This is a genomic window from Bradyrhizobium sp. LA6.1 (genome assembly GCF_040547805.1).
Classification (GTDB): Bacteria; Pseudomonadota; Alphaproteobacteria; order Rhizobiales; family Xanthobacteraceae; genus Bradyrhizobium; species Bradyrhizobium barranii.
This window is the reverse complement of record NZ_JBEPQK010000007.1, coordinates 245,489-266,878: the sequence shown is the minus strand read 5'-3', so window position 1 is coordinate 266,878 and position 21,390 is coordinate 245,489. Positions and strand designations below refer to the sequence as shown.

At 65.9% G+C, this 21,390-nt stretch carries 18 protein-coding genes; 13 read left to right on the top strand and 5 right to left on the bottom strand.

Annotated elements, in window-relative coordinates:
• Positions 1-113 precede the first annotated feature (113 nt).
• The 13 genes from aroA to ABIB99_RS20285 all read left to right on the top strand — a co-directional run bounded on the left by aroA (position 114) and on the right by ABIB99_RS20285 (position 12,824).
• Positions 114-1,451, top strand: coding sequence for a 3-phosphoshikimate 1-carboxyvinyltransferase (aroA, locus tag ABIB99_RS20345; protein WP_354177290.1), 1,338 nt, complete (start codon positions 114-116; stop codon positions 1,449-1,451).
• A complete protein-coding gene (gene cmk, locus ABIB99_RS20340; RefSeq protein ID WP_028149796.1) occupies positions 1,448-2,086 on the top strand; it encodes a (d)CMP kinase in 639 nt (212 codons plus the stop codon). The genes aroA and cmk overlap by 4 nt, the downstream gene beginning before the upstream one ends.
• A gap of 266 nt (positions 2,087-2,352) precedes the next feature.
• Positions 2,353-4,056: a 30S ribosomal protein S1 gene (rpsA, locus tag ABIB99_RS20335; protein ID WP_063980172.1), complete on the top strand. Its 1,704-nt coding sequence runs from the start codon at positions 2,353-2,355 to the stop codon at positions 4,054-4,056.
• Positions 4,057-4,311: 255 nt separating this feature from the next.
• On the top strand, positions 4,312-5,292 hold the full coding sequence (gene sppA, locus ABIB99_RS20330; protein ID WP_028149797.1) for a signal peptide peptidase SppA: 981 nt from the start codon (positions 4,312-4,314) through the stop codon (positions 5,290-5,292).
• A gap of 171 nt (positions 5,293-5,463) precedes the next feature.
• Entirely contained in the window at positions 5,464-5,769 is a 306-nt protein-coding gene (locus tag ABIB99_RS20325; protein ID WP_007598410.1) for an integration host factor subunit beta, read from the top strand.
• A gap of 71 nt (positions 5,770-5,840) precedes the next feature.
• Positions 5,841-6,233 carry a lipopolysaccharide assembly protein LapA domain-containing protein gene (locus ABIB99_RS20320; protein WP_071917042.1) on the top strand — a complete coding sequence of 131 codons (393 nt, stop codon included), beginning with the start codon at positions 5,841-5,843 and terminating at the stop codon, positions 6,231-6,233.
• A gap of 66 nt (positions 6,234-6,299) precedes the next feature.
• The gene (locus tag ABIB99_RS20315; RefSeq protein ID WP_135214039.1) at positions 6,300-6,971 is read left to right on the top strand and encodes a phosphoribosylanthranilate isomerase; all 672 of its coding nucleotides are present in this window, start codon (positions 6,300-6,302) and stop codon (positions 6,969-6,971) included.
• Positions 6,968-8,185 (top strand): tryptophan synthase subunit beta, encoded by a 1,218-nt coding sequence (gene trpB, locus ABIB99_RS20310; RefSeq protein WP_028149800.1) that lies wholly within the window; start codon positions 6,968-6,970, stop codon positions 8,183-8,185. Before ABIB99_RS20315 ends, trpB begins: the two co-directional genes overlap by 4 nt.
• Positions 8,182-9,018 carry a tryptophan synthase subunit alpha gene (trpA, locus tag ABIB99_RS20305; protein ID WP_354177287.1) on the top strand — a complete coding sequence of 279 codons (837 nt, stop codon included), beginning with the start codon at positions 8,182-8,184 and terminating at the stop codon, positions 9,016-9,018. The genes trpB and trpA overlap by 4 nt, the downstream gene beginning before the upstream one ends.
• Positions 9,019-9,130: 112 nt before the next feature.
• Positions 9,131-10,072, top strand: a complete 942-nt coding sequence (gene accD, locus ABIB99_RS20300; protein ID WP_063980168.1) for an acetyl-CoA carboxylase, carboxyltransferase subunit beta — start codon at positions 9,131-9,133, stop codon at positions 10,070-10,072.
• Positions 10,069-11,412, top strand: a complete 1,344-nt coding sequence (locus ABIB99_RS20295; protein ID WP_354177285.1) for a bifunctional folylpolyglutamate synthase/dihydrofolate synthase — start codon at positions 10,069-10,071, stop codon at positions 11,410-11,412. Before accD ends, ABIB99_RS20295 begins: the two co-directional genes overlap by 4 nt.
• A gap of 163 nt (positions 11,413-11,575) precedes the next feature.
• Positions 11,576-12,316, top strand: coding sequence for a metallophosphoesterase family protein (locus tag ABIB99_RS20290; protein WP_354177283.1), 741 nt, complete (start codon positions 11,576-11,578; stop codon positions 12,314-12,316).
• 79 nt (positions 12,317-12,395) lie between these two features.
• Positions 12,396-12,824 carry an SRPBCC family protein gene (locus ABIB99_RS20285; protein WP_354177281.1) on the top strand — a complete coding sequence of 143 codons (429 nt, stop codon included), beginning with the start codon at positions 12,396-12,398 and terminating at the stop codon, positions 12,822-12,824.
• A gap of 74 nt (positions 12,825-12,898) precedes the next feature.
• Here ABIB99_RS20285 and trxA read toward each other — a convergent pair whose 3' ends face one another.
• From trxA to ABIB99_RS20260, 5 genes are all read right to left on the bottom strand, one after another.
• Positions 12,899-13,219: a thioredoxin gene (gene trxA, locus ABIB99_RS20280; protein ID WP_007598398.1), complete on the bottom strand. Its 321-nt coding sequence runs from the start codon at positions 13,217-13,219 to the stop codon at positions 12,899-12,901.
• 69 nt (positions 13,220-13,288) lie between these two features.
• Positions 13,289-16,798, bottom strand: coding sequence for a double-strand break repair helicase AddA (gene addA, locus ABIB99_RS20275; RefSeq protein ID WP_354177280.1), 3,510 nt, complete (start codon positions 16,796-16,798; stop codon positions 13,289-13,291).
• A complete protein-coding gene (gene addB / locus ABIB99_RS20270) occupies positions 16,792-19,938 on the bottom strand; it encodes a double-strand break repair protein AddB (RefSeq protein WP_354177279.1) in 3,147 nt (1,048 codons plus the stop codon). The genes addA and addB overlap by 7 nt, the downstream gene beginning before the upstream one ends.
• Positions 19,939-20,176: 238 nt before the next feature.
• Entirely contained in the window at positions 20,177-20,899 is a 723-nt protein-coding gene (locus ABIB99_RS20265) for a nucleotidyltransferase family protein (RefSeq protein WP_071908906.1), read from the bottom strand.
• 155 nt (positions 20,900-21,054) lie between these two features.
• Entirely contained in the window at positions 21,055-21,372 is a 318-nt protein-coding gene (locus ABIB99_RS20260; protein WP_014490931.1) for a PilZ domain-containing protein, read from the bottom strand.
• Between the last annotated feature and the right edge of the window lie 18 nt (positions 21,373-21,390).

Genomic DNA, 21,390 nt, shown 5'->3' with positions numbered 1-21,390 from the left:
GCTGTCAATAGCGCATTACGGGAGAAAGACATGCCCGTGACGGCGGGCAGACCTTGTGGTACCTGCCCCGCGAGCCCCGCAGGGATGTTTCGGGCCTATCCAAGGACACAAACTTGACTGATTCCGACAAGCCGACGCCGCTTCAGTCGCGCGCAAGCGGTCCCCTGACCGGGAAAGTACGGGTCCCCGGGGACAAGTCGATCTCCCACCGTGCCCTCATCCTGGGCGCGCTCGCGGTCGGTGAGACCCGGATTTCGGGCCTGCTCGAGGGCGAGGACGTCCTCAACACCGCCAAATCCATGCAGGCGCTGGGCGCCAGGGTCGAGCGTACGGGCGATTTCGCCTGGAAGGTGAATGGCGTGGGCGTCGCCGGCTTCGCCGCGCCCAGGGCGCCGCTTGATTTCGGCAACTCCGGCACCGGCTGCCGGCTCGTCATGGGCGTCGTCGCCGGCTGCCCGATTTCGGCGGTATTCGACGGCGATGCCTCGTTGCGCAGCCGCCCCATGCGCCGGATCCTCGATCCACTCGAGAAGATGGGCGCCAAAGTGGTGTCCGGTGGCGAGGGCGGCCGTCTGCCGCTGACCGTCCAGGGCGCGCGCGATCCGCTGCCGATCACCTACAAGACCCCGGTCGCCTCGGCCCAGATCAAATCCGCCGTGCTGCTGGCGGGCCTGGCCGCGCCCGGCACCACGACGGTGATCGAGACCGAGGCCAGCCGCGACCATACCGAGCTGATGCTGAAGCACTTTGGCGCCGACATCACCTCCGCGCAGGAGGGCCAGCACGGCCGCCGCATCACGCTCATTGGCCAGCCTGAGCTGCATGGCGCCACGGTCGTGGTGCCCGCCGATCCCTCTTCGGCGGCCTTCCCGGTCGTCGCGGCGCTGATCGTCGAAGGCTCCGATGTCGTCCTGTCCGACGTGATGACCAATCCGCTGCGTACCGGCCTGTTCACCACGCTGCGCGAAATGGGCGCCTCGATCGAGGAAAGCCAAGTCCGCGGCGATGCCGGCGAGCCGATGGCGCAGCTGCGCGTGCGCGCGTCGAAACTGCGCGGCGTCGAGGTGCCGCCGGAACGCGCGCCCTCGATGATCGACGAATATCTCGTGCTGGCGGTGGCGGCCTCCTTCGCCGAGGGCACGACGATCATGCGCGGCCTCCAGGAGCTGCGCGTCAAGGAATCCGATCGGCTTGAGGCCACCGCCGACATGCTCCGCGTCAACGGCGTCAAGGTCGAGGTCTCCGGCGACGATCTGATCGTCGAGGGCCGCGGCCATGTCCCCGGCGGCGGCACTGTCGCCACGCACATGGATCATCGCATCGCGATGTCCGCGCTGGTGATGGGCTGCGCCTCCGACCAGCCGGTGACGGTCGACGACACCGCCTTCATCGCCACCAGTTTTCCGGACTTCATCCCGATGATGCGTTCGCTTGGGGCCGAGTTTTCATGATCATCGCCATCGACGGGCCCGCGGCCTCGGGCAAGGGGACACTCGGCAAGCGGCTCGCCCATCATTACGGCTATCGTCATCTCGATACCGGCGTAATTTACCGCGCGGTGGCCTACGCCGTGATGGAATCCGGTCATGATCTCCGGGACGAGGCGGCTGCGGTGCAGGCTGCGCTGGAGCTTGATCCCGAAAAGTTCGGCAATCCCGCCCTGAAGACCCAAGAGGCCGGCGAGGGCGCCTCGATCGTCTCGGCGATCCCCAGGGTTCGCGAGGTCCTGCTCAATTTCCAGCGGCAATTCGCCGCCGATCCGCCCGGCGCCGTGCTCGACGGCCGGGACATTGGAACCGTGATCTGCCCGCATGCCGACGTGAAGATCTTCGTCGTGGCCGACCCTAGGGTCCGCGCCCACCGCCGGACCATGGAGGCCAAGGCGAGGGGCGAGGAGGCGGACGAGGCGGCGGTGCTCGCTGACATCATCCGGCGCGACGAGCGCGACAAGAACCGGCCGATTGCGCCCTTGAAACCGGCCCCGGATGCTTACTTGCTAGATAACTCCCAACTGGATATAGAAGGCGGCGTCCGGGCCGCCATCGACATTATCGAGGCCGTCCGAGCGGGCCGGTCGCGGGGTTAAGCCGCCGCCGTCATTGGAGGAAGCGCCCGCTCCCGCTCTTTGAGGTCGATAACCCCGGTCCCCTGTTTGGGCCCGGCGCGATCCAGGCTCCGGACCAAGATTTCCACGTATCGAACGCGCGGGCCTCAGCCGGCCCGCCTCCGCTGTTCCGCCTCCATACCGGAGCAACGAGCGGTCGCTCGAAGGTCTTGCGGACCTTCCGACACTGCGTGTGCGATGCGCCCATGAACCCAACGGCCGGCACGACATCCGCAACTGGAGAACAAATGGCTTCGATTTCTGCTGATACCTATAGCCCGTCGCGCGACGATTTCGCCGCGATGCTCGACGAGTCCTTCGCAGGTGGCAACCTGCAGGAGAGCTCCGTCGTCAAGGGCAAGGTGGTTGCAATTGAAAAAGACATGGCCGTCATCGACGTCGGCCTGAAGACCGAGGGCCGCGTCGCCCTGCGCGAATTTTCCGGCCCCGGCCGTGAGAGCGAGATCAAGGTCGGCGACGAGGTCGAAGTGTTCCTCGATCGCATCGAGAACGCCCTCGGCGAAGCCGTGCTGTCGCGCGACAAGGCGCGCCGCGAGGAGAGCTGGGGCAAGCTCGAGAAGGCCTTCCAGAACAACGAGAAGGTCAACGGCGTCATCTTCAACCAGGTCAAGGGCGGCTTCACCGTCGACCTCGACGGTGCCGTGGCCTTCCTGCCGCGCTCGCAGGTCGACATCCGTCCGATCCGCGACGTTGCGCCGCTGATGAACAACTCGCAGCCGTTCCAGATCCTCAAGATGGATCGCCGCCGCGGCAACATCGTGGTGTCCCGCCGCACGGTGCTGGAAGAGACCCGCGCCGAGCAGCGTCAGGAGCTGGTGCAGAACCTCGAAGAGGGTCAGGTCATCGACGGCGTGGTCAAGAACATCACCGATTACGGTGCGTTCGTTGATCTCGGCGGTATCGACGGTCTGCTGCACGTCACCGACATCGCGTGGCGCCGCGTCAACCACCCGACCGAGGTGCTCTCGATCGGCCAGACCGTGAAGGTCAAGATCATCAAGATCAACCACGAGACGCACCGCATCTCGCTGGGCATGAAGCAGCTGCTGGACGATCCGTGGCAGGGCATCGAAGCCAAGTACCCGCTGGGTGCCCGCTTCACCGGCCGCGTCACCAACATCACCGACTACGGTGCGTTCGTCGAGCTCGAGCCGGGCATCGAAGGCCTGATCCACGTCTCCGAGATGTCGTGGACCAAGAAGAACATGCACCCCGGCAAGATCGTTTCGACCTCGCAGGAAGTCGAAGTGCAGGTGCTGGAAGTCGATTCCGTCAAGCGCCGCATCTCGCTCGGCCTCAAGCAGACCATGCGCAACCCCTGGGAGGTCTTCGTCGAAGGTCACCCGACCGGTTCGGTGGTCGAGGGCGAAGTCAAGAACAAGACCGAGTTCGGTCTGTTCCTGGGCCTCGAGGGCGACGTCGACGGCATGGTCCATCTCTCCGACCTCGACTGGAAGCTTCCGGGCGAGCAGGTGATCGACAACTACAAGAAGGGCGACGTGGTGAAAGCCGTGGTGCTCGATGTGGACGTCGAGAAGGAGCGCATCTCGCTCGGCATCAAGCAGCTCGAAGGCGACCCCTTCGCCGAGCCGGGCGATGTCAAGAAGGGCGCGGTCGTGACCTGCGAAGTGCTCGAAGTGAAGGAAAGCGGCATCGAGGTGAAGATCACCGGTACCGACTTCTCGACCTTCATCAAGCGTTCGGAGCTCGCCCGTGATCGCAACGACCAGCGCGCCGAGCGCTTCGCCGTCGGCGAGAAGGTCGATGCCCGCGTGATCCAGTTCGACAAGAAGGCCCGCAAGGTCCAGGTGTCGATCAAGGCGCTCGAAGTCGCCGAAGAGAAGGAGGCCATCGCGCAGTACGGCTCCTCCGATTCGGGGGCGACGCTCGGTGACATCCTCGGCACCGCGCTCAAGAACCGCGACAAGTAAGCGAAACACCTGTTTCGCAACCATCAAAGCCCCGGCGCGAGCCGGGGCTTTTTTGTTAGGCCCGTAGCCCGGATGGAGCGCAGCGAAATCCGGGGCCTTGCCACGATCGAAAGCCGTCCCGGATTGCGCTGCGCTCCATCCGGGCTACGCCAGCCTTGTTTTCTTCAAATTACGCCGCAATTGATGTATCCAGATAAGCCAATGGTCACGCTGTGACGGCACAACGCGCCCAGCCTTTCATTTGGAGATATTCCGATGTCGCTTGATTCGGACATCATCGTCGATCGCCGCAGGATTCGTCGCAAGCTGACGTTCTGGCGCGTGATGGCTGCGCTGATCGCGATCGCGGCGATTGCGGGCTTCGCGCTGATCGCAACACCTGGTGCGCGCGGCACGTTCGCATCCGCCGGCTCGATCGCGCGGGTCCAGATCGATGGCCTGATCCGCAGCGACTCCGATCGCACCCAGGCGCTGGAGCGACTGGAGAACTCGCAGGCCGCCGCCGTCATCATTCACATCAACTCGCCGGGTGGCACCACCGCCGGCTCCGAGCAGCTTTATGATTCGCTTGTACGGCTGAAGGCGAAGAAGCCGCTCGTCGTCGTGGTCGAAGGCCTCGCCGCGTCCGGCGGTTACATCACCGCGATCGCGAGCGACCACATCATTGCCCAGCAGAGCTCGCTGGTTGGTTCGATCGGCGTGCTGTTCCAGTTTCCCAACGTCACGGAGCTGCTGAAGACCGTCGGTGTGAAGGTCGAGGAGGTGAAATCCTCGCCGCTGAAGGCCGCACCGAACGGTTTTGAGCCGACCAGCCCCGAGGCACGCGCCGCGCTCGATGCGCTGGTGAAGGATTCCTATGCCTGGTTCAAGGGATTGGTGAAGGAGCGGCGTGGCATGGATGACACGCAGCTCGAAAAAGTCGCCGATGGCCGCGTCTTCACCGGACGCCAGGCGATCGATCTCAAGCTGATCGATCAGCTCGGCGACGAGAAGACCGCCGTGACCTGGCTGGTCGAGCAGAAGGGCGTCAAGAAGGGCCTCACCGTCCGCGATTACAAGCTCCAGCCCCGCTTTGGCGATCTGCCGTTCCTCAAAACGGCTGCTGTCGTCACGCTGGAAGCGCTTGGTTTAGGCTCGATTGCGCATCAGATCGGGCAAACCGGCGTCGCGCAGGCCGTCGATCGGCTCGGAATGGATGGAATGCTGGCCCTGTGGCAGCCGGCTGCGTCAAATTGATGGAACCGGGCGAGCTTCGGAGGCTTTTCCCGTCTGGCGGGTAGCGGGGCAGCCCGCTTTTTCGGCATTTGTCACGCAATTTCCCGACGCCCAACCTTCATTTAGCGTCTTGACAGATCACAGTATTTTCACGGAAATGGTCATCCGCACGCTTCCGGGTCCTATCTCTCGATGATCAAATCCGAACTTGTTCAGCGTATCGCCGAGCACAACCCGCATCTGTACCAGCGGGATGTCGAGAACATTGTGAATGCGATTCTCGAAGAGATCGTAGCGGCTCTCGCGCGCGGTGATCGCGTCGAGTTGCGCGGCTTCGGTGCCTTCTCGGTCAAGCATCGCCCTGCGCGCGCAGGGCGCAATCCGCGCACCGGCGCCCATGTACCCGTCGATCAGAAGAGCGTTCCGTTCTTCAAGACCGGCAAGGAAATGCGCGAACGGCTGAACCGCGACCATCCGGATCCAGGCGCGCCAGACTGAGACCGGCGTCAGGGTTTTCCGCGGTCGCGAGCGATGCGGCCGGAAGCTTGATTCAAGGCGAGCGAAGCGAGATGCGAAAGTTCCTGACCGCGCTGATCGTGATTCCGTTGGGCCTGATCCTGGTGACCTTTGCCGTCGCCAACCGGCATTTCGTTACGGTCTCATTCGACCCCTTCATTACGAACGACCCGTCATTCTCGGTGACGTTGCCGCTGTTCCTGCTCCTCATCCTGGTGGCGGCCCTCGGGGTCCTCGCGGGCGGCTGTGCTGTCTGGTTCGGCCAGCGGCGCTGGCGCCGCGCGGCGCGCCGGAATGATGCGGAGGCACGGGCTGCCAGGACCGAATTGGCCGATCTGCGGGCTCAGGCGGCCGCAGCGAAGCCCCAGCCCCAGCGCCTCCCCGTTCCCTCCGGGGTTGGCCTTTACGGGCCCATCGGGCGAGACAAGCAGCGCGCGACGTTGTAGAAGCGGCCGCAACCGAAAACCCGGTTTTCCGGCCGCAGACCCGCGGCCTTCACCTGCTTCGAGACCATGTCCCTGCTCGTCAAGATCTGCGGCCTGTCCACGCGCGAGACGCTCGAAACAGCGCTCGACGCCGGCGCCGACATGGTGGGGTTCGTGTTCTTTCCACCGTCGCCGCGGCACGTCTCTCTGGAGCTTGGCCGCGACCTCGGCCGCCAGGTGAAGCGGCGCGCGCTCAAGGTCGCGCTCACGGTCGATGCCGATGACGCCACGCTCGACAACATCATGGACGCGCTGTCGCCGGATATCCTTCAGCTCCACGGCAAGGAGAGCGTCGCGCGCCTGCGCGACATCAAGCAGCGGTTCGGCCGTCCGGTGATGAAAGCGGTGCCGGTCGCAACCGCCGCCGATCTCGCCGTGCTGCCTGGCTACGCAGAGGTTGCCGATCGCATCCTGTTCGACGCGCGGGCGCCAAAGGACGCGACACGTCCCGGCGGCCTCGGCGCGGCCTTCGATTGGCATCTGCTCGAAAACCTGGAACTCAAGCTGCCGTATATGGTCTCGGGCGGACTTGATGCCCACAACGTCGCCGAGGCTCTTCGGGTCACGCGCGCCGGCGGCGTCGACGTCTCCTCCGGTGTCGAGAGCGCCTCCGGCGTCAAGGATCCCGAGATGATCAAGGCCTTCATTCGCGCCGCGCGCGCCACCCAAGATGCAAGTCAAGAGTTGAGCGTTCGATGAACATCGCCAAACCAAATTCCTACCGCAGCGGTCCCGACGAGCGCGGGCACTTCGGCATTTTCGGCGGCCGCTTCGTCGCCGAAACCCTGATGCCGCTGATCCTGGATCTGGAGAAGGCCTACACCGCGGCCAAGGCCGATCCGGCCTTCCAGGCCGAGATGAACGGCTATCTCAAGAACTATGTCGGCCGACCTTCGCCGCTCTATTTCGCCGAGCGCCTCACCGAGCATCTCGGCGGCGCCAAGATTTACCTGAAGCGCGAAGAGCTCAACCACACCGGTTCGCACAAGGTCAACAACGTGCTCGGCCAGATCATGCTGGCGCGGCGCATGGGCAAGAAGCGCATCATCGCCGAGACCGGCGCCGGGCAGCATGGCGTTGCCACCGCGACGCTGTGCGCGCGCTTCGGCCTCGAATGCGTGGTCTATATGGGCGCCGTCGACGTCGAGCGGCAGCAACCCAACGTCATCCGCATGGAGATGCTGGGCGCAACGGTGGTCCCGGTGCAGTCGGGCACGCGCACGCTGAAGGACGCCATGAACGAGGCGCTGCGCGACTGGGTCACCAACGTGCACAACACGTTCTATTGCATCGGCACGGTGGCGGGCCCGCATCCCTATCCGACGCTGGTGCGCGACTTCCAGTCGATCATCGGCAACGAGACCAAGACGCAGATGCAGGAGGTCGAGGGACGCCTGCCGGATTCGCTGGTCGCCTGCATCGGCGGTGGCTCGAATGCGATGGGCCTGTTTCATCCGTTCCTCGACGATCCCTCCGTCGAAATTTTTGGCGTCGAAGCCGCCGGCCATGGGCTCACGCAACTGCATGCGGCCTCGATCGCGGGCGGCCGTCCTGGCGTGCTGCACGGCAACCGCACCTATCTCTTGATGGATGCGGACGGCCAGATCCAGGACGCGCATTCGATCTCCGCCGGCCTCGACTATCCCGGCATCGGTCCCGAGCATTCCTGGCTGCACGAGATCGGCCGCGTCAACTATCTCTCCGCGACCGATGACGAGGCGCTCGCAGCATTCCAATTGCTGTCGCGGCTGGAAGGCATCATCCCCGCGCTCGAGCCCGCGCATGCCATCGCCAAGGTGATGGAGCTCGCGCCGAAGCGGCCGAGAGATCACCTGATGGTCGTCAATCTCTCCGGCCGCGGCGACAAGGACGTCCCGCAGGTCGGCGACATCCTGAGGGGCAAGAGCAAGTGACCACGCGTATCGACACCCGTTTCGCCGAGCTGAAGAAAGCGGGCCGCTCGGCCTTCGTCACCTATGTGATGGCCGGCGATCCCGATCTCTCGACGTCGCTCGATATCGTCAAGGCGCTGCCCAAGGCAGGCGCCGACGTCATCGAACTCGGCATTCCCTTCACCGATCCGATGGCCGATGGTCCTTCGATTCAGGCGGCAGGTCTGCGCGCGCTCAAGAACGGCATGACCTTGAAGAAGACGCTGGAACTGGTGCGCGACTTCCGCAAGGACGACAACGTCACGCCGCTGGTGCTGATGGGCTACTACAATCCGATCTACATTTACGGCGTCGACAAGTTTTTGGTTGATGCCAAGACGGCCGGCGTCGACGGCCTGATCATCGTCGATTTACCGCCGGAGGAAGACGACGAGCTCTGCATTCCCGCGCTGAAGGCGGGCCTGAACTTCATTCGCCTCGCGACCCCGACCACCGACGACAAGCGCCTGCCCGCGGTGCTCGCGAACACATCAGGCTTTGTCTACTACGTCTCTATCGCCGGCATCACCGGTGCCGCGGCGGCGGACGCGAATGCCGTCGGTGAAGCTGTCGCGCGCATCAAGCGGCATACCAAGCTGCCGATCTGCGTTGGTTTTGGCATCCGCACGCCGGAGGCGGCGCGCGCCATTGCCGAGAAGGCCGATGGTTCGGTGGTCGGCACGGCACTGGTCGATGCACTCAAGAACAGCCTCGATGCCGAGGGTCGCGCGACCGCCAAAACCGTTAACGCCGTGGCCGAGCTGACGGCGGCCCTGGCTCAGGGTGTCAAGGGCGCGAAAGCTGCGGCCGAATAGGCCATAATTCCGCTTTGGGGGCGGGCGAACACGGCGGCTTGCCGGGCAGAGGCGCGGCCGCCATATATCCTTCAGGCGGCCCTTCCGCGGGGCCCGCACATCGGAGCAAACCATGAACTGGCTTACCAATGTGGTCCGGCCGAAGATCCGCAACATGCTGCGGCGGGAGACGCCGGAGAATCTGTGGATCAAGTGCCCGGATTCCGGGCAGCTCGTGTTCTACAAGGACGTCGAGGCCAACCAGTTCGTCATCCCCGGCTCGAACTACCACATGCGCATGGGCGCAGTGGCGCGTCTGAAGTCGATCTTCGACAACGAGACCTGGTACGATGTCGCGCTGCCCGACGTCACGCCCGATCCGCTCAAGTTCCGTGACGAGAAAAAGTACGTCGACCGCATCAAGGATGCCCGCGCGCGCACCAATCTGAACGACGCGATCAAGGTCGGCTACGGCAAGCTCGAAGGCGCCGCCGTCGTCGTCGCCGTGCAGGATTTCGATTTCATGGGCGGCTCGCTCGGCATGGCCGCGGGCGAAGCGATCGTGCGTGGGCTGGAGCTCGCCGTCGAGAAGAAGTCGCCGTTCATCGTGTTCGCCGCGTCCGGCGGCGCGCGCATGCAGGAAGGCATCCTGTCGCTGATGCAGATGCCGCGCACCACGGTCGCGGTGCAGATGCTGCGCGAAGCAAAACAGCCCTACATCGTCGTGCTGACCAACCCGACCACCGGCGGCGTCACCGCGTCCTATGCGATGCTGGGTGACGTGCAGATCGCCGAGCCCGGCGCGCTGATCGGCTTCGCCGGCGCGCGCGTGATCGAGCAGACCATCCGCGAGAAATTGCCGGAAGGCTTCCAGCGTGCCGAATATCTGAAGGATCACGGCATGGTCGACATGGTCGTGCATCGTCACGAACTGCGCCCGACCCTGGCGCGGCTGTGCCGCCTGCTGACGAGGGCGCCGGCGCAGGAAGGCGCATCGAAATCGGTGCAGCCGGTCGTCAGTCCGGCGCAGATCGTCTCGGCCGCCGAGACGGCGCCGGCCGCGCCGCACGCGTGAACGCATCCTCTGACAGCGCAAAGCCGCCGCTCGGTGAATTGATCGGGCGGCTGTCGGCCCTGCATCAGAAGCGCATCGATCTCGGGCTGGAGCGGATGCACCGCCTGCTCGAGCGGCTCGACCACCCCGAACGCAAGCTGCCGCCGGTGATCCACATTGCCGGCACCAACGGCAAGGGCTCGACGCTCGCTTATCTGCGCGCGACGCTGGAGGCCGCCGGTCTGCGTGTCCATGCCTACACCTCGCCCTATCTCGTCCGCATCAACGAATGTTTTCGTCTGGGCCGCGTCGGCGGCGGGGTGCTCGTCGGCGACGACGAGTTGCGCGCGGCGCTGGAAGAGGTCGAGCGGGTCAATGCCGGCGAAGCCGCGACCGTGTTCGAGCTGAAGACCGCGGCTGCCTTCCATCTGTTCGCGCAGAACCCGGCCGATGTGGTGCTGCTCGAGGTCGGCCTCGGCGGCCGGCTCGATTCGACCAATGTGGTCGACACACCGGCAGCCTGCGTGATTACGCCCATCAGCATGGACCACATGGATTTCCTTGGTGATACGCTGACCTCCATCGCGGGTGAGAAGGCCGCGATCATCAAGCGCGGCGTGCCCGTGATTTGCGCCGAGCAGACGGGCGAGGCGATGGCCGTGATCGAGGCGCAGGCCGGGCGCTTGCGCGCGCCGCTGTTCGCCGCGAACGAGAGCTGGCACGTCAATGTCGAGCATGGACGCCTGGTCTATTCCGACGATCGCGGCCTCATGGATCTGGCGGCGCCGCGCCTGTTCGGCCGCCACCAGTTCGAGAATGCCGGCCTTGCGATCGCGACGCTGCGCGCGATTCCGGCGTTCAAGGTCAACCAGGCGGCCTTCGAGGCGGGCATCGTCGGCGCTGAATGGCCGGCGCGGATGCAGCGCATCACCTCGGGCGAGCTGCTTGCGCTCGGACCGCAGGGCTCGGAGATCTGGCTCGACGGTGGCCACAACGCCGAAGGCGGGCGCGTCGCGGCGGCTGCGCTCGGCGATCTCGAAGAGCGGGTCTCGCGTCCGCTGGTCGTGATCGCGGGCATGATGGCCAACAAGGACGCGCAAGGTTTTCTCGCCAATTTCGCTGGCCTGACCCGTCACATCATCGCGGTGCCGATCCCCGACACCGAAAATGCGATGCCGGTCGATCGCCTCGCGGATGCCGCGCGCAGCCTCGGCATGCGCGTCGAGACCGCGCCCGGCATCGAAGCCGCGCTGCGCGGCTTGGCGAAGCTCGCCTACGAGGTGCCACCGCGCATCCTGATCACCGGCTCGCTTTATCTTGCCGGCCACGTGCTGGGCATCAACGGCACGCCTCCTGCATAGTCTCTTGTCCCGGACGCGCTGCAACGCGTAAGCGTTGCTGCGCAGAGCCGAGACCCAGAGGCCACATGGGCCCCGGCTCTGCAGCGCACCGCACTCGACGATGCTTCGCATCGCGAGGGAAGCGCTGCGCTGCGTCCGGGGCACGAGAGTGATGAGAATGCCAATGCGTTTTGCCGCGATTGCCGACGTCCACGGAAACCATCTCGCGCTGGAGGCGGTGCTTGCCGACATCCGCGCGCAGGGCATCGCCGACATCGTCAATCTCGGCGACATGCTGAGCGGCCCGCTCGATGCCGGCCGGACCATCGAGATCCTGATGCAGCTCGACGCGGTGAACGTGCTCGGCAATCACGACCGCTACCTGCTCGACCGCCCGCCGGAAAAGATGGGATCGTGGGACCGTCCTGCCTACGAAGCGCTCAATGCCGCCCAGCTCGACTGGTTGCGCGCGCAGCCGATGACGCGGGTGTTTCGTGAGCAGGTTTTCCTCTGCCATGCGACGCCCGATGACGACGAGGTCTATTGGCTCGATACCGTGCATCCCGACGGCACGGTGGCGCTATCGCCGCTCGACCGCATCGAGCAGTTCGCGCAAGGCGTCACGCAATCGCTGATCCTCTGCGCCCACACCCATCTCGCCCGCGCGGTGCGGCTGCGCGACGGCCGGCTGATCGTCAATCCCGGCAGCGTCGGTAGCCCCGGCTATCGCGACGTGCATCCATTCCCGCATGTCGTCGAAGCCGGCACGCCGCACGCGCGCTATGCGATCCTCGAGCTTGCCGGGAGTGCATGGCAGGTGACGTTCCGGCACGTCGCATATGACCACGAGGCGATGGCTGCACTCGCGCGCCGCAGCAATCAGCCGGAGCTGGCGAATGCATTGGCGACGGGGTGGATCGGATAGAGGCGCTTCGTCCTGGTTGCCTCGACTCCTGAATAAGCGCTCGTATTGTGAGCATACATATTAAAGAGGGCAGCGTGCGATGAATGACGACAATGTCTGGCGGGGCGAATACGCGGTCGAGACATCGGCAGCCCCGGAGGCGATCTGGAGCATCTTCCGTGATGTGCCCGGTTGGAAAACCTGGAACGCGGGTATCGAGCAGATCGACATTGACGGGCCATTTATAGCCGGGACCTGGTTCACGATGAAGCCTCCCGGCGAGGAGGCACTGCGCTCGCAGCTGATCGAGGTCCGCGAGAACGCGTGCTTCATCGACGAAACGCGAGTCGGCGATCTCGTCATCAAGGTCGCCCATCGCATCGAAGCCCTTGGGGCAGGGCGCACGCGGATCGTTTACGCCGTCGACGCGCGAGGGCCGCAAGCGTCCGAGATCGGTCCGGCTGTCGCGTCGGACTTTCCCGATGTTCTCGCCAGTCTCGCCAAACTCGCCGAAACGAAATCTGCGTGATTGCCGTCGAGCAAAAACAAAACGGCCGGCGGGTTGCCGGCCGTTGAAGAATTCTCAGTTTCGCGCGAAGCGGATCAGACCGCGGAGGTGATCCACTGCTGAAGCTTCGCCTTCGGCGCGGCGCCGACCTGACGGGAGGCCATCTCGCCGCCCTTGAAGATCATCAGCGTCGGGATCGACATCACGCCATACTTGGACGCGGTCTTCGGGCTCTCGTCGACGTTGAGCTTGACGATCTTGACCTTGTCGCCCATCGCGCCGGCGATCTCGTCGAGGGCGGGTGCGATCATGCGGCAGGGGCCGCACCATTCGGCCCAGAAATCGACGACCACAGGGCCGTTCGCCTTGAGCACTTCGGCTTCGAAATCGGTATCGGAAACCTTGCCAACGGCCATTGGAGCACCTCGTACGGTTGAAAGAGAATCGGCGCGACGTGGAATCGCGCCCGGGATCATGGCGTCAACCTATGAACGGCTCCTTGCCGGGTCAAGGACGCTCACGCCGACATGAAGGGATGCCAGCGCCGCGTCCAGCGCGGGGGCTGAAATCTCCATATATTCAAGGGCCTCGGTCCAGAGCAGGACGGCCCGGATCGGCTTTTGGGGATAAAGCCGGGCCAGCACCGCCCGGTACAGCGCGAGCTGCCGGACATAGGCGGCGGGCGCCTCCGCGGCGCTTTTGGGCGCCGCCTGGTTGGTCTTGAAATCGACGATCAGAACCTCGTCCGGACGGACGACCAGCCGGTCAATCTGCCCCGACACCAGCGCTGGCGGCCGCCCCGGCCGGTCCACTCGGCCGACGATCGAGACCTCGGCACGGCTGCCGGCGGTAAACACCGGGGCAAAGCGCGGTTCGGCGATCAGGGCGAGAACCTTGTCGGCCAGCGCGGTCCGGTCGGCCTCCGTCCAGTCGGGCGCGTTGCGCGCCATGAAGCCAAGCGCGGCCTCGCGCCGGCGCTCGGGGGCGATGTCGGGGAGGGATTGCAGCAGCCGGTGCACCAGCGTGCCGCGCTGCAGCGCCACCGCGCGCGACTGCACCGATTCGCCTGGCCGCACGCTTCGGCCGTCCTCGGCCGACTGGCCGGAGGGGCGCACTGGATCGTCATCGACGCTCTCGTGCGGTAACGGCGTCCGCAGCCAGTCCGGCAATGCGATCGATTGGTCCACCGACATCGCAGGCGTGCCGAGCGCCCCGACATCCTCCGGCCGGGCGAATCGGGTCACCTTGCCGAGCGGCGTCTCGATCGTCTGCTTGTCCAGGCCCGAGCCGGTGAGCCCGGTGTCGATGAGGTCATACCAGCTCAGCTTGCGGACCGTCTTCATGTTACCGGGCATGCAGCCGCCGACGATCAGCCGATCGGCCGCGCGCGTCATCGCGACATAGAGCAGGCGGCGATACTCGTCCTCGGTCTCCTCGATCATGGCCTTGCGTGCGTCGGCGACGGGCTTGGGATCGTCGGCCTTGCGCCCGGCCCAGACCACGACTTCGCCGCCATTGCCGCGCGGCACGTGGATCAGCCGGACCCGCTGCGAATCCGCGGGCGATGATGTCGTGTCGACCATGAACACGACGGAGGCTTCCAGGCCCTTGGCGCCGTGCACGGTCATGACCCGCACCTCGTCGCGCGAGATCTCCATGTCGCGCTTCACCTCGGTGTCGGCCGAGCGCAGCCAGGCCATGAAACCCTGCAGCGAGGCCGGTGCCTTGCGCTCGTAATTCAGCGCCAGCTCCAGGAACTCGTCGAGCGCGTCGTTGGCCTCATGCCCGAGCCGGCGCAGGATGCGCGCGCGTCCGCCGTCGCCGCCGAGCAGCCAGGCGTAGAACGCGAACGGAGTCTCCTCGCGCGACCGCGCCTCGCAGGCTTCAAGCCGCCGCAGTGCCGTGGCGAACGTCTCGCTTGTGGCGGCATGTTCGGCAAGCGCGCGGCGCAGCGACCCCTTGCGGCCCCAGGCGAGCTGAAACAGGTCGTCGTCATCGAGCCCGAACAGAGGGCTCTTCAGCGCAACCGCGAGCGCGAGATCGTCCTGCGGCAGCAGCAGCGCGTCCGCAAGATTCATCAGGTCGATGATCGCGATGTGCTCGGTCAGCTTCAGCCGGTCGGCGCCGGCGACTGGAACATTGGCGTGCTTCAGCGCCTGGATCACGGCGTCGAACGCATTGCCGCGCCGGCGCACCAGGATCAGCATGTCGCCATAGCGCAGGGGGCGGCGCTCGCCTTCATGCCCGGTCAGCGTGCCGCTCTCGACCAGTTGCTTGATCTCGGTCTGGATGCGGCGGGCGAGCTTCACCTCCGGGCTGGTGGCGGCGACGCCATCGAACGGTGCGCGCCAGCCCTCGATCTCCTGCCTGTCATCGGGCTCGGCGAGATCCCACAGCTCGATCACGCTCGGGCCCGCATCGGCGAGCGCATTGTGCAGGGGATGGCCGATCTCGACCGAATGGATGCTCTTGTAGATCTGGGGTTCGCGGAAGACGTGGTCGACCGAGTGCAGGATCGCCGCGCCTGAGCGGAACGAATAGGTGAAGGCGACCGGATCGAATTTCAGCCCGGCGGCGGTGAACTTGCGGTGCAGCTCGCGCCGGCGTGCGTCGAATTCTCGGGGCTGGGCGCCCTGAAAGGAGAAGATCGACTGCTTCTCGTCGCCGACGGCAAAGACGGTGCGGTTCAGCCCCTCGCGTGCGCCTTCGCCGGCGGTGAACTCCGAAATGATATGCGCGACGATGTCCCACTGCCGCGGGCTCGTATCCTGGGCCTCGTCGATCAGCACGTGGTCGACGCCGCGATCGAGCTTGTAATGCACCCACCCCGAGGAAACGCGGTCGAACATCGCCAGCGTCTTGTCGATGAGGTCGTCGTAGTCGAGCAGCCCGCGCTCCTGCTTCTCACGGCGGTAGTTTGCGGCGGCCGCGGTCGCGATGTGCAGCAGGGCCGCGGTGCGGTCGCGCATGGTCACCGCGCGGCGCTTCTCGATCAATCCGCTGAGGCGCTGCACCTCGTTCTCGAACAGCCGGGCGACGGATGGGTTGTGATCGCCAAACTTCTTGGTCAGCACCGCCTTGCGCGGCAGTTTTTCGTCGGTGAGGAAGACGCCGAGATAGGCATCGACCTGTGCCGCGCCGGAAAACACCTTGGCCTCGCGGAAACGAGCGGCCTGGCTCTTGTCGGAAGAGGTGCCGTCTTCCAGCGCGAAGGCAATGTCGTCCCAGCGCGACCGCGGCAGGAAGGGACCGTCGAGAATTTCCGTCTCGACGTCCTCGATCCGATCGCTCGCCTCCACGCCCAGCACCGCCGCCATCTGCTCAGCAGCTGCCCCGGCGTTGCCGGCCTCGTCGGTCCAGGCCATGAAATGATCGCGGCTGAGACAGGCCTCGCGCACGACCTCCTTGAAGGTGACGTCGGCCGCACTCGCCATCGCGGTGAGCAGCGCGCGGCCGGTGACGGTCTCCGGATCGCGCGCGGCCTCGAGCAGCACCTTCAGATTGGCGCGCTCCATCATGTCGGTCTGGTCGCGCTCGTCGATCACGGCAAAGCGCGCCGGTACGTTGGCCTCGAACGGAAACTGCTGGAGCAGGCGGGTGCACAACGCGTGGATGGTCTGCACCTTCAGCCCGCCCGGCGTCTCCAGCGCGCAGGCGAACAGCTTTCGCGCTTCGCGGCGCAGTTTTCGATCGGGACGTGGGATGCCGACCGCCTTAATCGCCGCGTCGAGCGCGTTGTCGTCCAGCGTCACCCAATGGCCGAGCGTCGTGAACACGCGTTCGGCCATGTTGGCGGCGGCGGCCTTGGTGAAGGTGATGCAGAGGATCTTTTCCGGCGGCACGCCCGACAGCAGCAAGCGGATCACCCGCTGCACCAGCACATGGGTCTTGCCCGAGCCGGCATTGGCCGACACGAAGGCCGACGCAGTCGGATCGGACGCGCGCGCCTGCCGCGCACGCACTTCGTCGGGAATGGGACGCGGCAGCTTCACCATTCCTCGATCCCCAGGCCGCCGGCCGCGGACCATTCCTTGATCCGGGCGAGGTCGTCATAAGTGCCGTAGCGGTTGGTCCACATCGGCAGGTTCAGCGAGGTGTACGCCTGGTTCTCGTCCTCGAAGGCACGGATCAGCGCCTCCAGCTTGGCCCGTGCTTCGTCGGCGGCCGTGTCCGGCGGCTGCGGCTCGTCGCCTTGCCTATACTTGAGCTCGAGGATGCGCTCTTCGCCGGGTGGATTGTTGCCGCTCAGGCGCACATAGACGAGCTGGCTGACGGACGAACCCGCGTCGATGTCAGGGAACCCGCCCTCGCGCAGGATTGCCGCTTCGAGAGTGAGCTGCGGCGACAGGCCCATGCGGACCTGCTTGCCCGTCGGCGGCTGCCCGGTCTTGTAGTCGAGGATGGCATAGCTGCCGCCCTGGCGCCGCTCGATGCGGTCGGCACGGGCGGAAAGCTGGAAGCTGCGGTCGTTGTCGAGCCGGATCGAGATCTCGCCGCGCGTTTCTGCCGTGATGACCTCGATCACGTCGCGACGCGCCGTCTCCCATTCGCCAAACCAGCGCGCGATGCGCTGGAAACGCGGCCACCACAGTGCGCGCGCTTCGGGGCGCTCCATCAGCGGCTCAAAATACTTCTTACCGATCGCGTGCAGCACGCGGGCGGGATCGTCGGGCAGGCGCGCGGCGTAGCTTTCCGTGAACTCGCCGAGCGCATCGTGAATCGCCGAGCCGCGGTCGGCGGCCGACAGAGGCATGTCGACGGGGTCGAGCGCGTCGAGCCGCAAAATGTGCTTTGCGTAGATCGTGTAGGGATCACGCAGCCAGTCCTCGATCGCGGTGACCGACATCTTGAGCGGCCGCGTCGCGCGCGGCGGCCGCGGCTCGGGCTGCTTGACCGGCCTGACCTCGTCGGGCTGGTCCAGCGCGCCCGCAAACTGCACGTATTTTTCGCCCGCGCGGATGGCCGTCTTCCAGAACTCGCCGCCCGCGACCGCCTCTAACCGGTGCAGGAAGCGCGAGGCGACCGCTGGTGCGCCGCCGGCCTTCGCGGAATGGGTCAGGATCACCTCGCCGCCGCCGAGCAGTTGCGCGAAATCGTGTGCGGAGAGGCCGATACGGCGCTCCGGCAGATCGAGGCCAAGCTCGTGCCGCATCGGCCGGCTGAGCCAGGGATCGATGCGCGGCGCCGGCGGCCAGACGCCTTCGATCAAGCCGCCGATGATGATCCGGTCGGCCTGCATCAGGCGCGATTCCAGCGGGCCGTAGATCTGCAGCCGCGCGCCGGGTCTGTCCCGCCGCCGCACGGCCCGGTCGCTGAACGCGGTCTGGAAAACGTCGGCATAGTCAGACAGCGTCACCATCAACCCGCTGGTGGTGCCGCCGCGCAGGAGGTCGTCGAAGGCGGCTGCGAGCGCCAGGCCCTCGCGCTCCTCGAAAGCGAGCGGGATGCCCTGCTCGTCGCGCGACAGTTCGATCATGATCTCGCGATGCCGGTGCGCGAGCTCGGCGAAGTCGTACGGTTTCGATGACGCGAGACTCTCGATCGGCGCCAACGCTTGTCGCAGGGCATCGATCAGCGCCTGGATGCGATCGAGGTCCTCTGCCTTCAGACGCGCACGTGGCTCCGCGTGGTGGAGCGCAGAGACCTCCTTGCGCCACAGCTTTGCCAGCTCCTCGCGGAAACGATTGAATTCGCGCAGCAGGCCCGCGGTGCCCGCAGGCGGCCGCGTGCCGCGCAGGACTGCAAGCTCGAGGCCCTCGATTGCCGCCTTCCATGCGCCAGGCAGCCGGCCAAGCCGGCACAGCGGATGCTTCAGCATCGCCAGCAGCGTCGGCGGCTCCAATCCCTTGGTCGCAGCCTCGGCCGCGAGGCGCGCAAAGACACCGGCGGATGTTTCCATCAGCACGTCGCCGCCGGAATCGTCGAATGCGAGATCCCATCGCGTCAGCGCGGCCATCACCCGCCGCGCCAGCGCGCGGTCCGGCGTCACCAGCGCCGCCGATTTGTCGAGATGGCGCGCCTCGCGCATCGCAATGGCGATCGCGAGGGCCTCCATTTCGGGATTGGGCGCCTCGACCACCGCGAGGTTTGACATGCCGCCGGCGATCTTCGCTGCGACATCCGGTTGCTTCAGCCGGTCGTGCCAGACTTCCGTCTTGGCAGATGGCCGCATCGATTCGGAGGCGAGCAGATCGCGGCCGCCGTCCGCTGCCGGTTGAAGCAGCTCGACATCGCCGCGCTTGATGCCGAAGCGATCCAGCAGCGCGTGCATGGCATATTGCGGATGGTTCGACGCCGGGTGCTCTGCGAACTTGCCGAGCGAGTCGCGTACGCCACCGATGGTGCGCCAGGCGTCGTCGTCGAGGTCGGTGTCGAGGCCGGGCAGCACCACGGCACCATGCGGCAGCGATGCGACCGCATGCAGGAATTTTGCGGTGGCCGGCATCGAGCCGGTCGAGCCGGCGGCGATCACCGGACCATGGGGATGCGCGGTCAACCGCCTGGCTTCCGCCGCGATCAGGAGGTCGCGCCGCGCCGCGGGCTCGATCCGGTTGATCTCCGCGAGATGACCGGGCCAGGCAATGCGCGCGATGCGCAGGAATTCGAGCGAGTGCTGCCAGTAGCGGTCGAGCATATCCGGCACCAGGCCGTCGAGCGCGCTCCAGTCGACGCCGCGCGTCACCATGTCGTCGATCAGGCGTACGAGGTCGCCGGCCAGCGCGAGTGTCGAGGCGGGGCCGCCGACCACCAGCGGGGACAGCACCGGGCCCTTGGCCCAGGCGGCGACAAGCTGCGCCAGCGTCAGCCGCCGTTCCAGCTCGCCAAGCCGCGGCGGAATGTCGAGCGGCGCTCCGCCGGAGAACTGCTCGCCCTCGTCGGCGAAAGCGAGTTCGTCCTCGTCGATGTCGCCGAGCGCGACGATGCGCGGCAGCACCACTGCATCTGCCTTCATCTCCTCGAGAAAGATCTCGCGCACGACGCGCATGGCGCGCCTTGTCGGCAGGTACAGCGTGGCATCCGCAAGCCGCACCGGTTCCTTGCGCGCCTCGAATCCGTCGACCAGCCGGCCGTCGAGCAGGCTCGAGACGACCGTGCGCAGGAACGGAACTGAGATGGGAACGCTGAAAACGCGCATGGGCTGCCTGATTCGGGAATCAGGCGCCAATATAGGGAGGCGGATTCAAATGGATATGGGTGGAGGGGAGATAGTCCCCGCTGTTCGCTTTACACCGCTCTCGTGCCCCGGACGCAACGCGGCATGAAATGACGCGTTGCTGAGCCGGGGCCTATGCTGCTTGGTCGAATTTGCGAGCTTGCCGGGTCCCGGCTCTGCGGAGCGGCACGTCGCGCCGCGTCCGGGACACGAGAGCGGCTTACGCCACGCTCTCCAGAAACGCCTCTTCCGCCGCATGCACCGCATCTGGCGTGCCGACATGCATCCAGACGCCGTCGAGGCGGAGGCCGAACAGCCGCTCCTGCTCGTTGGCGCGGTCGAACATCTTGGTCAGCGAGAACTCGCCCTGCGGTGCGTTGGCGAAGATCGAGGGCGACAGGATCGCCGCGCCGGCATAGACGAACGGAACGACCTCTTTTTCCTTGCGCTTGCGCAGGGCGCCGTCGGGCAGCATGCCGTAATCGCCGCGGCCGCTATAGCCGATGCTGGTCGCGGTCGGCGCCATCAAGAGCAGGATGTCCATGCGCTCAGGGTCGAAGTTTTCCGCAAGCCGCGCCAGGTTCGAGCGCACGCCGTCGATCCACAGCGTGTCGGAATTGACATGGAAGAACGGCGCGTCGCCGAGCAGCGGCAGCGCCTTGACCACGCCACCACCGGTGCCGAGCACCTGGTCGCGCTCGTCCGAGATGGTCACGCGCGGATGCTGGCGGGATGCGGTGTGATTGATGATCTGGTCCGGCAGATAGTGCACATTGACGATCGCCTCGGTCACGCCGGCGTCGCCGAGCTTGTCGAGCACATGATCCAGCAGCGGCTGGCCCGCCACCGGCACGAGCGGCTTCGGCATCTTCTCCGTCAACGGACGCATGCGCAGCCCGAACCCCGCGGCGAGCACCATGGCTTTGGTCGGTTTGACGGACATCGTTCGCTTTCTCAGACTCTTCTTTCCCGGAATCCTGGACTTGAGAACTTTTGAAGTTCGCGTACGCAGCAATCCTAACACGGACCGCAATTGGCCGCACCGCGTCTTAACCGCCTTAACCACCTGCCGTGACGGTTGTACGACGGGTGTGGCCGTCACGCCCCAACGGATGTGGAACGCGCCTTCTTCTTCTTGTCGCCGAGCTTGAGAAAATTGACGCCGATCTGGTCTCCATTGACCCACGCCAGCTCGCAGCGCCGGTACGCAAGTCCGGTGGACGACAGCAGGAGAAAAAATTCCTTCAGATGCAGGCCCTCGACCGAGCCGTCGATGGTCAGCTTGGCGCCGCTCTCGGAGACGTCCTCCATGGTGCACTCGCGCCGCCAGGTGCCGTCGATCCCCATCATCTGCGCCGGTATCCCGCGCTCGAAAACAACCCGGCTGTTGCCACGATGGTCCGTCTTGACCGCCATCTGCCCTTGCTCCAGCCC